Raw genomic sequence first — 13,820 nt, 5'->3', positions numbered from 1 at the left:
GCTTTGATGCGCTGGCAAAAGATCAATACTGGTCTCAGCCATTAGGAAAATTGGGGCTTTGCCATGGTTCGGCCATATCTGCCGCTGAACGCCTTCCGCGCCTTCGAGGCCTCCGCCCGCCATCTCAGCTTCACGCGGGCGGCGATCGAGCTGAATGTCACGCAGGCGGCGGTCAGCCACCAGGTCAAGAGCCTGGAGGAGCAGCTGAACGTCGTGCTCTTCAAGCGCCTGCCGCGCGGGCTGATGATCACGGCGGAGGGGGAGAGCCTGCTGCCGGTGCTGCGCGACAGTTTCGACCGCATGGCCGATGCGGTGGAGCGCTTTCGCGGCGGCCATGTGCGGGAAATCCTGACGGTCGGCGCCGTCGGCACCTTCGCCGTCGGCTGGCTGCTGCCGCGGCTTGCCGCGTTCCGCGAGCGCCATCCCTTCGTGGAGGTGCGGCTGTCCACCAACAACAACCGCGTCGACCTTGCCGCCGAGGGGCTCGATTTCGCCATCCGCTTCGGCGCCGGCGCCTGGCACGGCACGGATGCGGTGCGCCTTTTCGATGCGCCGCTCTCCGTGCTTGCCATCCCCGCTGTCGCGCGCGATCTCAGGGAGCCGGCGGACCTGCTCGGCCTGACGCTGCTGCGCTCCTACCGCCGCGACGAATGGACCCGCTGGTTCGAGGCCGCCGGCCTGCCGCGCACGCCGCCGCCGCAGAATGCCATCGTCTTCGACACCTCGCTCGCCATGATGGAGGCCGTGCTGCAGGGCGCCGGCGTCGGCCTTGCCCCGCCGCTGATGTTCTCGCGCCTTCTGGCGGCCGGCGCCGTCGTCCAGCCGTTCGAGACGAGCCTTGCGCTCGGAAGCTACTGGCTCACCCGCCTGCAATCGCGCAGCCTCACCCCCGCCATGGCCGCCTTTTCGGCCTGGCTGGCCGAGGCGGTGGCGCAGGAGGGGCTGGGCTAGGTCTTCAGGCCCGGCATGACCAGGACCTTCACCTCGCCCGGCCGCGGCGGGTTGGCGACGGCGTCCGGCAGGTCGTCGAGGCCGATGCGGCGGGAGATAAGGCGATCGACCGCGATCGTGCCGGAGGCGATCAGCGCCGCGGCGCGGCCATGGGTGAAAGGGTTGAGGAAGGAGGTGAGGATTTTCACCTCGCGGAAGAGCAGGTCGAAGGGCTCGAATTCCACCGTTTCGCCCTGCGGCAGCACGCCGAGGATGACGACCGTGCCGCCGTTGCGGGCAAGTTTCGGCGCCTCGGCCACGGTCTCGGCAACGCCCGCGCATTCGATGACGACATCGGCGCCGCCGGGCAGAAGGCCAGCCTTGCCGGCTATGCCCTCGATGGTGTCGCCACTGCCCGGATCGAAGGAATGGGTGGCGCCGATCTCCTCGGCGAGTTTCCGGCGCACGGCCTGGCGGGTGACGAGGATGACCGTGGTTGCGCCGGCAAGGCGGGCGAGCTGCACGACCAGCATGCCGATCACCCCGCCGCCCAGCACCACGACGGTGCTGCCGGGTTTGATGCCGGCCATGTCGGTGCCGTGCAGGCAGCAGGCGAGCGGTTCGCAGAAGGCGCCGTGCTCCGGCGGCAGCGAGAGCGGCAGTTGATAGGCCTGCTTCTGCGGCACCAGCACATAGTCGGCAAAGCCGCCGTCGCGGTGGATGCCGATCGCCTGCAGGTTCCCGCACAGATTGACGCGGCCGCGCCGGCATTGCGCGCAGCGGCCGCAATGGATGTTCGGATCGCCGGTGATGCGCATGCCGGGGCGGACATCGATGACGGCCTTGCCGACGGCCTCGACGATGCCGGAGAATTCATGGCCGAGCGTCACCGGCGGCCGGCAGGGAAACTCGCCGTGGAAGAGGTGGCGGTCCGTGCCGCAGATGCCGGCCGCCTCGATCCGGACCAGAAGATCGTCCGGGCCGGGCTCCGGCTTTTCCACCGTGCGTACGAAGAATTCGCCGATCGCCTCCAGCCGCGCCGCTTTCATGCCGTCCTCCCGTTCTCCCCAGGAGAGATAGGAGCCGCAACGGCGCGGCCGGTCAAGGCCCGCTCCGTCTTCACGTCAGGTTGCGGCGACGCTCCAGCTCGGCATCCGTCGGCGTGTCGAACTCGAAGGAGCCCGTCGTCACCTCGCCGGCGCGGGCATATTTGCTGATGACGATGCCGTTCTCGCTGGCGCGCGAATTCACCAGCGTCAGGGCCCGCGGGAAGGAGGCGTCGCCGAACAGCCGCTTGCCCTTGCCGAGAATGACCGGGAAGGTGAAGACGTTGATCTCGTCGATGAGATCATTCTCGAACAGCGTCTTGAGAAAGTCGGTCGACCCCTGCGTCAGGAGGTCCGGCCCGTCCTCGCTCTTCAGCGCCTTGACGGCGGCAAGCGCGTCCGGGCCGAGCACATGGCTGTTCTGCCAGGTGGTCCTGAAGGCCGGGTTTCGGGTCGCGACATATTTGTTGATGCGATCGAAGAGCGGGCCGATCGGATCATCGGCGCCGGCATAGGGCCAGTGAGCGGCAAAGATGTCGTAGGTCTTGCGGCCGAGCAGCAGGTCGAAGGGTTTTGCGAAAAGTTCATCGATCGTCGCACCGGCCGTCTCGTCGAAGAACGGGGCGACCCAGCCGCCGAACCTGAAGCCGCCGACCGGGTCCTCCTCCGGTCCGCCCGGCGCCTGCATGACGCCGTCGAGGCTGACGAAGGCGCCGACAATGATCTTTCGCATGGATCTTCTCCCGATGGTTTGATGGCCTGATATCTAGAGACGCAGGACGGGACGGCGATCCGACAGACACGCGAAAATTTACCCCCAGCGGGCGCGCACCGCTTCGACGCGGCTGCGGCTGACCGGCACTTCCTGCCCGTCCTTCAGGAGGATCGCCAGCCGGCCCTCCGTGCGCAGCAGCTTGTCGACATGGGCGTCGGCCACGAAATGCGAGCGGTGCACCCTGAGGCCCGGCGTATCGCCGCATTCGGCCAGCGCATCGGAAAAGCGCAGCAGGATCAGCTCGCGGCCGCGGCTCGTCGTCACCTGCGTATAGTGGTCGGCGACCGTCATGTGCAGGATGGGGCCGCGGTTCTCCGGCCTGAGGCGGCGCAGCAGGGGGATTTCCGCCCGGTCTTCCGGAGCCGCGGCCGGCGACGGCGCGGTGGACAGCGCCTCGGCCTGCTTGCTGCCCATCGTCATGAAGGTGAGCGCGCAGAACAGCGCCGAGAGGAGAAGCCCCGTGGCGATGCTTTCGGCGATCCTTGCCGGGGTGGGCGTGCCGCCGAAGGTCATCAGACTGATCGCCTCCGTGGCCAGCCCCACCGGCACGCCGGCCACCAGCGTGCCGAGCGCCATGCGGGCGAGGAGGCCCGGCACCCTCTGCCGGAAAAGCGTGTTGACGGTGACGATGGCGAGGACGGCGATGGCCCAGGCGACGGCGTGCAGCACGAGCCAGAAGCCGAGCCGCGGCACGCTCGCCAGCCGCTCCGCCGTGCCATAGGGACCGGTCACCCAGAAGATCAGCACGACCGCGCCGAAGGTCGCCCAGAAGCGCGGGGCACTGAGGAAGACCTGCAGTTCACGAAGCGCGGATTGCAGGAGGGGGCGTTCCACGAAGTTTTCCGTCCGTTCGGGCCAAAGCGTTTGAGGCGGCCCGATCAATGGCGGAAGACGCTGGCGAATTCAACCGTCCCGGAGCCCGCCATGACCCTTGAGCCGCTTCTCGCCGCCCCCTTTGCCGTAAAGTTCCATGTCGCCACCGTCCTGCCGGCGGCGGTGCTGGGGGCCGTGCTGCTCGCCCGCCCCAAGGGCACGCCCGCCCATCGCCGCCTCGGCAAGGTCTGGCTGCTCCTGATGGTGCTGACGAGTTTTTCGACCTTCTTCATCCACGACCTGAAGACGGTCGGCGATTTCAGCCCGGTCCACCTGCTCTCCGTCTATGTCATTGCCGGAAGCGCCCTTGCGATCCGCGCCGCGCGCCGCCGCGATATCCGCGCGCACCGCGCCCATGTCGCCGGCATGTATTTCGGCGGCATCGTCGTTGCCGGGCTTTTCACGCTGGTGCCGAACCGGGTGATGGGCGCGATGATCTTCGACGGCGCCTCGGGCTTTGCGAGCGTGCTCGCGGCGGCCGTCGTCAGCATGCTCTTCGTTGCGGCCGGGGCCCTTGCGGCGCGCCAGGCGGGCTGGACGGAGCGTTTCGAGACGGTTTTCCGGCGGCGCTGAGGCTCCGCTTTTCGTTTTGCATGGCGGCGCGGCAGGCCCTATAAGTCGTTGCTGAGGAACGAATTCATGCGGTGAGCGTTCGTCGGCAATCAATTCGGGGAAATGCGCCATGGAATGGAAAGGTCGTCGCCAGTCGAGCAATATCGAGGACCAGCGCGGAGCCGGTCGCTCGGCGGGAGGCAGCAACCCGTTCGGCCGCGGCAATGGCGGCTTCCGCATCCCGATGGGCACCGGACGCCGCGCCGGCGGCGGCATGAGCATCGGCACCATCATCTTCCTCGTCGTCATCTATTTCGTCTTCAAGGCGATGGGCATCGACCTCCTGCAGGTGATGGGCGAGGGCGGCGGGCAGGTCAGCATGCCGGGCTTCGAGCAGACCGAAAGCGCAAGCCGCCGCACCTCCCCGCAGGAGGAGGAGACCAAGGCCTTCATGGCGACCGTTCTTGCCGAGACGGAGGATACCTGGAACGGCATCTTCCAGTCGGCCGGCGAGCGCTACGAGGAGCCGAAGATGGTGCTCTTCTCGGGCTCCGTGCAGTCGGCCTGCGGCTTCGCATCGGCGGCCTCCGGCCCGTTCTACTGCCCGGGGGACCGCAAGGTCTATCTCGACATGAGCTTCTTCGACGAGCTGGCAGGCAAGTTCGACGCGTCCGGCGACTTCGCGCAGGCCTATGTCGTCGCCCACGAGGTCGGCCACCATGTGCAGAACCTCACCGGCGTGCTGCCGCGCTTCAACCAGCAGCGCCAGCGCATGAGCGAGGTGGAGGCCAACCAGATGTCGATCCGCGTCGAGCTTCAGGCCGATTGCTATGCCGGCATCTGGGGCAAGTACACCGAGCAGAAGGGCCTTCTGGAGCGCGGCGACCTGGAGGAGGCGCTGAACGCCGCCACCCAGATCGGCGACGACACGCTGCAGAAGCGCATGCAGGGCTATGTCGTGCCGGAAAGCTTCAACCACGGCACGTCCGAGCAGCGTCGCCGCTGGTTCAAGCGCGGCTTCGACACCGGCCGGGTCGATGCCTGCGACACGTTCAAGGGCGACGTATGATCGAAGCGCCGGCGGCATTGCCGCCGTCGGCGAGCTTCAGGTCTTCCTCGACGATCAGGGCATATTTGGTCGCGTGCGTCAGGGCGATGGCGAGCGCGACCGCGAGCATCGGCACGGCGATCGCCAGGTTGCCGCGCAGCTGCCAGAAGAACGGCCGGTGCACCACCTTCACCCAGAGGAGAAGGGCAGCCGGCAGGCCGCCGAAGACCAGCATGTGAACGGCAAGGGAGAGCGGCTGGAGAGAGGCTTGCGGCCGGAAGACGCCGTCCTCGTCCATGAACCAGGCCGCCGCCGCCGCGAGAAGAAGGAGCGCCGCGAAGAGCGGCTTCATCACCCGTTTCCAGGAGACGGCGACGCAGGTGACGATGAAGAGGCAAAGGAAGCCGCCCGTCACCAGCGCGAGCGTGCCGGGGCGGGCGCCGAGCAGGGCCCAGCTCTCCATCCAGAAATCGCGGCTGGTGACAAGGAAGAGATAGAGGCCGGTCGCAAGGCTGACCGCCAGGCTGCCGAAGGCGGGCCTTGCGGCGGGAAAGCGGCGCTGAGCTGAGCGGCCCTGAACTGAGCGGAATGACATTGCCGGTCCTCGAACGCTGACATGCGGAGGACATATCTCGCCCCGCGCCGTTACCGGCGAATGACAAGCGGACCCCATCGCGCGCATTTCTCTCACGAGGAAGCTGACAATTCGCTGACGGCTCCCGCCCGTCGCGCCCGAAGCGGACAGGATTGGAGCGGGAACGGGCTGCCGGCCGCGGCCGCAGCCCGTCCCATGGCCTCAGGCCCGCTTTTCGCTGTCCATATGCGCCAGCATGGCGGCCGGGTAGCGCTCGCCCGCGGCGGCATCCTTCGGCATGGCGGCTTCGATCGCGGCGAGATCGGCCTCGGTGAGCGCGACCTGCTGCGCAGCCAGCGCCTCGGCCAGGCGATCGCGCCGCCGGGCGCCGACAAGCGGCACGATATCGGCGCCCTGCGCGGCGACCCAGGCGATGGCGAGCTGGGCGACGGTGGCGCCCTTCTCCTCCGCGACACGGCGCAGGGCCTCGACGAGCGCCAGGTTCCGGTCGATGTTGCCCTCCTGGAACCGCGGGCTCAGCGTGCGGAAATCGCCGCCTGCCGTTTCGCCCTTCTGCCAATGTCCGCTGATCAGGCCGCGCGACAGCACGCCATAGGCGGTGACCGCGATGCCGAGCGCCCGGCAGGTCGGCAGGATGTCGTCCTCGATGCCGCGCGAGATCAGCGAATATTCGATCTGCAGATCGACGATCGGATGGACGGCCGCCGCCCGGCGGATCGTTTCCGAGCCCACTTCGGAAAGCCCGATATGGCGGATGTAGCCGGCCTTCACGAGGTCGGCGAGCGCGCCGATCGTCTCCTCGATCGGCACAGCCGGGTCGAGACGGGAGGGACGGTAGATGTCGATATGGTCGGTGCCGAGCCTTTGCAGGGAGTAGGCGAGGAAGTTGCGGATCGCCGCGGGGCGGGAATCGTAGCCGCTCCAGGCGCCGTCCGGCCCGCGCAGCGCGCCGAACTTCACGCTGAGCAGCACGTCCTCGCGGCGGCGCTCCTTCAGCGCTTCGGCGATCAGCATCTCGTTGTGGCCCATGCCGTAGAAATCGCCGGTGTCGAGAAGGGTGATGCCGGCGTCGAGCGCGGCATGGATGGTGGCGATGCTTTCTGCCCGGTCGGCGGGGCCATACATGCCGGACATGCCCATGCAGCCGAGCCCGATGGTGGAAACGACGGGGCCGGTCTTGCCGAGGGTGATGGTCTTCATGGGGTTTCTCCTGTTCGCTGCCTTTCGGTCGATGCTCTTTTACCGCCATCGCGGTTGTGCGATAATCCGATCCATCCCGAACAAGTCGTGCGGTTTTTCGAACAATGAGCCAGATTCCCCTTGCCGATCTCGATGCCTTCGTCACCATCGCCCGGGTGAAGAGCTTCCGCGCCGCCGCCAAGCTGCGCGGCGTCTCCGCCTCGGCGCTGTCGGAGGCGATGCGGCGGCTGGAGGGGCGGCTCGATCTTCGCCTTTTCAACCGCACGACGCGCAGCGTGACGCTGACGGATGCCGGTGCGCGCCTCCTGGAGCGGCTGGCGCCGGCGCTGGCCGAGGTCGAGGCGGCGATCGACGGGGTGAACAGCCTGCGCGACCGGCCGGTCGGCCGCCTCCGGCTGAACGTGCCCGGCATCGTCGCGCGCTTCGTGCTGCCGCCGATCGCCACGCCCTTCCTCAAGGCCTATCCCGGCATCACGCTGGAGGTCGCGTCCAACGATGCGCTGGTGGATGTGCTGGCGGAGGGTTTCGACGCCGGCATCCGCTATGAGGAGGCGCTGCACCAGGACATGATCGCCGTGCCGATCGGCCCGCGCCGGCAGCGCTTCGTCGTGGCCGCCGCGCCCGCCTATATCGAGGCGCACGGGGCACCGGAACATCCGCGCGACCTGATGCGGCACCGCTGCATCCTGCACCGTTTCGCCAGCGGCCATGTGCTGCCCTGGGCCTTCGAGCGGGGCGAGGAGAAGGTTTCGCTGATGCCGCCGGCCTGCCTGATCTCCGAATCGAACGAGGTGGAGCAGCATGCCGCCGCGGCGGGCCTCGGCATCGTCTGCACCTTCGAGGAATTCCTGGCGCCGGCCCTTGCCTCCGGTGCGCTGCAGGTCGTCATGCCCGACTGGATCCAGACCTTTTCCGGCCCCTTCCTCTACTATCCGAGCCGCACCCTGATGCCTGCGCCGCTGCGGGCCTTCGTCGATTTCGTGAAGGCGCATCCCTGGCCGGAATGAGGCCTTTCATCAGCGGATCGCGACTAATTCATCAAAAAATTGCAATGTTCACGGATTGTTTCACGGCAAAAAGTGAAATAGAAGTTTTCGCCTGACATTTCGCCCGCGCGTGCCGGGCCGCTATCCTTACCAAGGGTGAAGCCATGATCGATGCCAGGTCCACCCGGCGCGGGCTCCTTCTCGTCTTCATGATCATGTTCCTCGACGTGATCGGCATCGCCATCATCATGCCGGTGCTGCCGACCTATCTGCGCGAGCTGACGGGCGACGATATCAGCCAGGCGGCGATCGACGGCGGCTGGCTGCTGCTCGTCTATGCCGGCATGCAGTTCCTCTTCGCACCCTTCATCGGCAATCTCTCCGATCGCTTCGGCCGGCGGCCGGTGCTGCTCGCCTGCATCCTCACCTTCGCCATCGACAACCTCATCTGCGCGCTGGCGACCAGCTACTGGATGCTGTTCGTCGGCCGGGTGCTGGCGGGCATCAGCGGCGCCAGCTTCGGCACGGCCGCCGCCTATATCGCCGATGTCTCCACGGACGAGACGCGGGCGAAGAATTTCGGGCTGATGGGCATCGCCTTCGGCACCGGCTTCGCGCTGGGGCCTGTCATCGGCGGGCTGCTCGGCGAGTTCGGCCCGCGCATCCCGTTCTACGGGGCGGCCGTGCTCGCCTTCCTCAATTTCGTCGCGGCCTGCTTCCTCCTGCCGGAAAGCCTGGAGACGGCCCACCGCCGCCGCTTCGAGCTTGCCCGCGCCAATCCGCTCGGCGCGCTCCTCCAGATGCGCAACTATCCGGGCGTCATGTGGGTCGGCCTCGTCTTCTTCTGTTACTGGCTGGCGCATGCCGTCTATCCTTCCGTCTGGTCCTTCGTCTCGGCGCTGCGCTACGGCTGGAGCGAGGGGCAGATCGGGCTGTCGCTCGGCGTTTTCGGGGTCGGCGGGGCGATCGTCATGGCCTTCGTGCTGCCGCGCGTCGTGCCGAGGCTCGGCGAGTTCCGCACGGCCGTCGTCGGCCTCGCCTTCGCCGTGCTCGGCCTTGCCGGCTACGCCGCCTCCGTCCACGGCTGGATGATCTATGCGGTGATCGTGCTGACGGCGCTCGAAAGCCTGGCCGATCCGCCGTTGCGCTCCATCGCCTCGGCCCGCGTTCCGCCTTCCGCGCAGGGCGAATTGCAGGGGGCGCTGACGAGCGTTTCCAGCATCACGACGATCATCGGCCCGCTGATCTTCACCCAGGTGTTCAGTCATTTCACGGGGCCGGCCGCGCCGGTCGTCTTTGCCGGCGCGCCTTTCGCGCTCGCGGCCGTGATGCTCTTCATCGGCCTCGTGATCTTCGTCGTGAAGCTGCGTGGTGCCGGAGCGGGTCCGAGCGGGAATCTGGCGGCGGAAAGGGCCTGAAGCGCTTTCAAAACGGGAAATCCGGACGAAAATTCCGCCCGCGAGCGCCGCACGGAGCCGGATTACGGCGTTTTTGATGAAAGCATCAAATCTATTCGATTGATCGCGGCGGGAACTTGTGATCCGAAGCGATGCGAAAGTGAGAAGTATCATGCACATGGCACCGCACCGCGAGGACAACCGCTGGGGCGCCCATTTCCGGGCGACCTTCACCCTCGGCGTGCCGTTGATCGGCGCGCAGCTCGCCCAGCTCGGCATTCACACGACGGACGTGGTCATCCTCGGCCGCCTCGGCGCCGCGCATCTGGCGGCGATCGTTCTGTCGAGCCAGTTCTTCTTCACGATCTTTATCCTCGGCTCGGGTTTTGCCAATGCCGTCATGCCCATGGTGGCGCAGGCCTATGGCCGCGGCGATGCGGTTTCCGTGCGCCGTGCGGTGCGCATGGGCATGTGGGTGGTGCTGCTCTATTCCATGCTGATGGTGCCGCTCTTCTACAATGCCGAAAGCATCCTGCTCTATGCCGGCCAGAAGCCGGAAGTGGCGGCGCTGGCCGGCAGCTACCTGAAGATCGCCCAATGGGGCATGGCGCCGGGGCTGCTCTTCATGACGCTGCGCGGCCTCGTCAGCGCGCATGGCCGGGCCGGCATCGTGCTTTACGTCACGATCGTCATCCTGACCGTCAACGCCTTCTTCGCCTATGCGCTGGTGCTGGGCCGTTTCGGTTTCCCGGCCATGGGCATCGAGGGGGCGGCCATCGTCTCGCTCGGCGTCAACCTGCTGAGCTTCGTGCTGCTGACGGCCTATATCCAGTCACGCCCGGAAATGCGCCGCTACGAGCTCTTCGTGCGCTTCTGGCGGCCGGACTGGCCGGCCTTCCGCGAGGTCGTCCATCTCGGCCTGCCGATCGGCCTGACCATGCTGGCGGAAGTCAGCCTCTTCACCGGCGCCTCGCTGCTGATGGGCAATATCGGCACGCTGGAGCTGGCCGCCCACGGCATCGCGCTGCAGCTCGCCTCCATCGCCTTCATGATCCCGCTCGGCCTGGCGCAGGCCGGCACGGTGCGTGTCGGCGTGGCGCATGGGCGCGGCGATCATCTCGGCGTCGTGCGCGCCGCCTGGGCGGTGCTGATCATCGCCGCGATCATCGCGGTCGCCGGCGGCATCCTCTTCGCCCTCGTCCCGACGACGCTCGCCTCGATCTTCCTCGACAAGGCCGGCAAGGATTCCGCTGCCGTTCTGGCGATCGCCGGCCCCTTCGTGGTGATTGCCGGCATCTTCCAGCTCGTCGACGGCCTGCAGGCGATCGCCGCCGGCCTGCTGCGTGGCCTGAAGGACACGCGCATCCCGATGATCATGGCCGTCATCTCCTACTGGCCGATCGGTTTCCTTGCCGCCTGGTTCTTCGCCTTCCCGGCCGGCTTCGGCGGCATCGGCGTCTGGTTCGGCTTCCTCGCCGGTCTCGCTGCGGCGTCCGTGCTGCTCAACTGGCGATTCTACCGGCTGGTGAAGCAGCGCGGCGGCGATCGGCTCGCCTGAGCCTCTCGGTCGCTTCCTTCCGGGAGCGTGGATTGAAACGATTATGACGACCTGTTGCTCTACTGCGCGCAGGATGCTTCCCCGACGGAATGGCTTCCTTCGGAAAAAGAAAAGCCCCGGACCATATCCGGGGCTTCAGTTTGGCGGCAAACATCGCTCCAAGCACTCCGTCATCCTCGGGCTCGACCCGAGGAACCAAGCCGCGGGTGGGGCGTGGATGGCCGAGGTCAAGCCCGACCATGACGAAGGCGAGGTATCGGCGACGGCTTACGCCCGTTCGGGGATGGCCTCTTCGCCCTTCTTCTCGCGCACCAGGTTGATGAAGCGGCGGAAGAGGTAGTGGCTGTCCTGCGGACCTGGCGAGGCCTCCGGATGGTGCTGCACGGAGAAGACCGGCTTGCCGGCAAGGCGCAGGCCGCAATTCGTGCCGTCGAACAGCGAGATGTGGGTCTCTTCCACGCCGTCGGGCAGGGAGGCGGAGGCGACGGCAAAGCCGTGGTTCATCGAGACGATTTCCACCTTGCCGGTCGTGTGGTCCTTCACCGGGTGGTTGGCGCCGTGATGGCCCTGATGCATCTTCTCGGTCGTGGCGCCGACGGCAAGGCCCAGCATCTGGTGGCCGAGGCAGATGCCGAAGATCGGGATGCCCGTGTCGATCAGCCTCCTGATGACCGGCACGGCATATTCGCCGGTCGCCGCCGGATCGCCCGGGCCGTTGGAGAGGAATATGCCGTCCGGCTTCAGCGCCAGCACGTCGTCGGCGCTGGCGGTTGCGGGCATGACGGTGACCTTGCAGCCGAGGCCGCTGAAGAGGCGCAGGATGTTGCGCTTGACGCCATAGTCGAGCGCGACGATGTGGTACTTCACGTCGCCCTCGGCGAGGTCCTCGTAGCCTTCGTTCCACACCCAGGGCTTCTCGCTCCAGCGCGAGGACTGGCCGGAGGAGGCGACCTTGGCGAGATCGAGGCCGACGAGGCCGCTCCAGGCCTTCGCCTCCGCCTTCAGCGTCTCGATGTCGAAGACGCCGTTCGGGTCGTGGGCGATCACCGCGTTCGGTGCGCCGTTCTCGCGGATCCAGGCGGTGAGCGCGCGCGTGTCGATGCCGGAAAGGCCGATGATGCCGCGGGCCTTCAGCCAGCCGTCGAGATGCCTGGCGGCGCGGTAGTTGGAAGGATCGGTGATGTCGGCCTTGAAGATCGTGCCGACGGCGCCGTGGCGGGCGGCGGGCGTCAGGTCCTCGATGTCCTCGTCATTGGCGCCGATATTGCCGATATGCGGGAAGGTGAAGGTGACGATCTGGCCGAGATAGGACGGGTCGGTGAGGATTTCCTGGTAGCCGGTCAGCGCCGTGTTGAAGCAGACTTCTGCGGTCACCTTGCCGGTGGCGCCGATGCCCTTGCCTTCGATGACGGTGCCGTCGGCGAGAACGAGCAGGGCGGTCGGCTTTTCAGTGGTCCATGCGGGGGTCGAGGTCATGAGTATCCCGTTTCCGGCGCCTGGCCCCGGGCTTGAAAGCCGATGGACCGGGCACCATTTAAGATCGCAGGCAAAGGCGCGCGGAAGCCCGCGTTGGTTCGCCCTGATTGCCGATTTTCGTGCAGGTGCCGGAAAATAGACAAAGCGGATGACGGGGTCAACCGTTGCCTGTGGATTGCGTGGAATTATAAAGCGTTGAGATTCAATCGCTTGCGCAATCCGTTTGCCGGCAGGCCCTTTGCCGGTCTATGAGCATGCACAATCGAACGATGATCGAAGCCCAGCCGCGCATCCGGCGCCGGCGGCTTCCAATGGAGAAAATGATGCGCGATACGATCGCAAATGCCCTCAAGGATGCACTCAAGGCCAAGGATGCCTGCCGTGTCTCCACGCTGCGCCTGATCCAGGCCAAGCTGAAGGACTGCGACATCGCCAACCGCGGTGTCGGCAAGGGGCCGGTCGAGAACGACGAACTGCTGCAGATCCTCGCCAAGATGATCAAGCAGCGCGAGGAATCGGCCAAGATCTTCTCCGAGAACGGCCGGCCGGAACTCGCCGCGCAGGAGCGCGAGGAAATCAAGGTCATCGAGAGCTTCCTGCCCGAGCAGATCGCCGAGGACAAGATGAAGGACCTCATCGCCGCGGCCATCGCCGAAATCGGCGCGCAGGGCCTGCGCGACATGGGCAAGGTCATGGCCGTGCTCAAGGAGCGCTATCCCGGCCAGATGGATTTCGCCAAGGCCTCCGGCGTGGTGAAGGACCTCCTGAAGTAGGCCGGTAACGACATTATCCGGACGAGGGGCGGCTTCGGCCGCCCTTTCTGTTCGGCGGGTGGGTTTCGTCGCGGCACGCATGCCGGGCAATCGGCGGGAACCAAACGCGCCGATTGCCGTTGTATCGGTCAACAGGAGCCCGACGATGCGGCGGCGATCGCCCATCGGCTCGCCCCGGCGAAGTGCATGCGATGCCGCCGGATATGTTTTGCGTTGAATGCCCCGGTGGCCGTCCAAGGAGGCCGAGCCGATGCGTCTGACGTTCCTTCTTTCCCTCGCGCCGCTCCTTGTTGCGGGGCCGGCCGTCGCGCATGACGCGGCGAGCGGCTGGCAGTACGAGGCCTTCTGCTGCAACGGCAACAGCCATAACGGTGACTGCCAGATGATTCCCGCCACCACCGTGCGCATCATCGCCGGCGGCTACCGGGTGACGCTGGCGCCCGGCGACCATCGCCTCGCCACCCGCAGCCACATCTTCCTCATGCCGCAGGACATGACGCGCCGCTCGCAGGACGGCGAGTACCATCTCTGTCTCTACCCGACCGAGGACACGCCGCGCTGCTTCTATGCGCCGGACATGGGCTTCTGACGGTGCCTGTGAATTGCTGTGG

Annotated in this window: 14 protein-coding genes; 8 read left to right on the top strand and 6 right to left on the bottom strand. The window is 66.8% G+C overall.

The annotated features are described in order from the left end of the window. Positions 1-63 precede the first annotated feature (63 nt). The gene (locus AABQ55_RS18330) at positions 64-951 is read left to right on the top strand and encodes a LysR family transcriptional regulator (RefSeq protein ID WP_064330716.1); all 888 of its coding nucleotides are present in this window, start codon (positions 64-66) and stop codon (positions 949-951) included. Here AABQ55_RS18330 and AABQ55_RS18325 read toward each other — a convergent pair. From AABQ55_RS18325 to AABQ55_RS18315, 3 genes are all read right to left on the bottom strand, one after another. Continuing rightward, entirely contained in the window at positions 948-1,979 is a 1,032-nt protein-coding gene (locus AABQ55_RS18325) for a zinc-dependent alcohol dehydrogenase family protein (protein ID WP_272806042.1), read from the bottom strand. The two genes, AABQ55_RS18330 and AABQ55_RS18325, sit on opposite strands and share 4 nt — an antisense overlap. A gap of 70 nt (positions 1,980-2,049) precedes the next feature. Next, on the bottom strand, positions 2,050-2,709 hold the full coding sequence (locus AABQ55_RS18320; protein ID WP_272806041.1) for a dihydrofolate reductase family protein: 660 nt from the start codon (positions 2,707-2,709) through the stop codon (positions 2,050-2,052). 78 nt (positions 2,710-2,787) lie between these two features. Continuing rightward, on the bottom strand, positions 2,788-3,585 hold the full coding sequence (locus tag AABQ55_RS18315; RefSeq protein ID WP_272806040.1) for a LytTR family DNA-binding domain-containing protein: 798 nt from the start codon (positions 3,583-3,585) through the stop codon (positions 2,788-2,790). A gap of 90 nt (positions 3,586-3,675) precedes the next feature. Here AABQ55_RS18315 and AABQ55_RS18310 point away from each other — a divergent pair, with 90 nt between their 5' ends. Further along, entirely contained in the window at positions 3,676-4,197 is a 522-nt protein-coding gene (locus AABQ55_RS18310; RefSeq protein WP_272806039.1) for a DUF2306 domain-containing protein, read from the top strand. A 109-nt stretch (positions 4,198-4,306) separates the two neighbouring features. Then, positions 4,307-5,245, top strand: coding sequence for a KPN_02809 family neutral zinc metallopeptidase (gene ypfJ / locus AABQ55_RS18305; RefSeq protein ID WP_244766968.1), 939 nt, complete (start codon positions 4,307-4,309; stop codon positions 5,243-5,245). Here the strand turns inward: ypfJ and AABQ55_RS18300 are convergent. Together AABQ55_RS18300 and AABQ55_RS18295 are read right to left on the bottom strand one after the other, a co-directional pair. After that, entirely contained in the window at positions 5,229-5,819 is a 591-nt protein-coding gene (locus AABQ55_RS18300; protein ID WP_272806038.1) for a phosphoethanolamine transferase domain-containing protein, read from the bottom strand. The two genes, ypfJ and AABQ55_RS18300, sit on opposite strands and share 17 nt — an antisense overlap. A gap of 201 nt (positions 5,820-6,020) precedes the next feature. Further along, entirely contained in the window at positions 6,021-7,019 is a 999-nt protein-coding gene (locus AABQ55_RS18295; protein WP_272806037.1) for an aldo/keto reductase, read from the bottom strand. 104 nt (positions 7,020-7,123) lie between these two features. On the opposite strand from AABQ55_RS18295, the gene AABQ55_RS18290 reads away from it, so the two are divergent. The 3 genes from AABQ55_RS18290 (at position 7,124) to AABQ55_RS18280 (ending at position 10,960) form a co-directional block, all read left to right on the top strand. Further along, the gene (locus AABQ55_RS18290; protein ID WP_244766965.1) at positions 7,124-8,026 is read left to right on the top strand and encodes a LysR family transcriptional regulator; all 903 of its coding nucleotides are present in this window, start codon (positions 7,124-7,126) and stop codon (positions 8,024-8,026) included. Positions 8,027-8,169: 143 nt separating this feature from the next. Next, on the top strand, positions 8,170-9,423 hold the full coding sequence (locus AABQ55_RS18285) for a TCR/Tet family MFS transporter (RefSeq protein ID WP_272806036.1): 1,254 nt from the start codon (positions 8,170-8,172) through the stop codon (positions 9,421-9,423). A 151-nt stretch (positions 9,424-9,574) separates the two neighbouring features. Continuing rightward, complete coding sequence (locus tag AABQ55_RS18280; protein ID WP_272806035.1) at positions 9,575-10,960, top strand: MATE family efflux transporter; 1,386 nt, start codon at positions 9,575-9,577, stop codon at positions 10,958-10,960. 267 nt (positions 10,961-11,227) lie between these two features. Here AABQ55_RS18280 and carA read toward each other — a convergent pair whose 3' ends face one another. Beyond that, positions 11,228-12,436: a glutamine-hydrolyzing carbamoyl-phosphate synthase small subunit gene (gene carA / locus AABQ55_RS18275; protein ID WP_272806034.1), complete on the bottom strand. Its 1,209-nt coding sequence runs from the start codon at positions 12,434-12,436 to the stop codon at positions 11,228-11,230. Positions 12,437-12,759: 323 nt separating this feature from the next. Here carA and AABQ55_RS18270 point away from each other — a divergent pair, with 323 nt between their 5' ends. Both AABQ55_RS18270 and AABQ55_RS18265 read left to right on the top strand, forming a co-directional pair. Continuing rightward, positions 12,760-13,209 carry a GatB/YqeY domain-containing protein gene (locus AABQ55_RS18270; RefSeq protein WP_244766961.1) on the top strand — a complete coding sequence of 150 codons (450 nt, stop codon included), beginning with the start codon at positions 12,760-12,762 and terminating at the stop codon, positions 13,207-13,209. A 250-nt stretch (positions 13,210-13,459) separates the two neighbouring features. Next, positions 13,460-13,798 (top strand): hypothetical protein, encoded by a 339-nt coding sequence (locus AABQ55_RS18265; protein ID WP_244766960.1) that lies wholly within the window; start codon positions 13,460-13,462, stop codon positions 13,796-13,798. The last annotated feature ends 22 nt before the right edge of the window (positions 13,799-13,820 follow it).

The sequence above is a fragment of the Shinella sp. WSD5-1 genome (assembly GCF_963942435.1).
GTDB lineage: Bacteria > Pseudomonadota > Alphaproteobacteria > Rhizobiales > Rhizobiaceae > Shinella > Shinella yambaruensis.
Note: the sequence above shows the minus strand (reverse complement) of the source record. Positions and strands in the feature narration are given on the sequence as shown.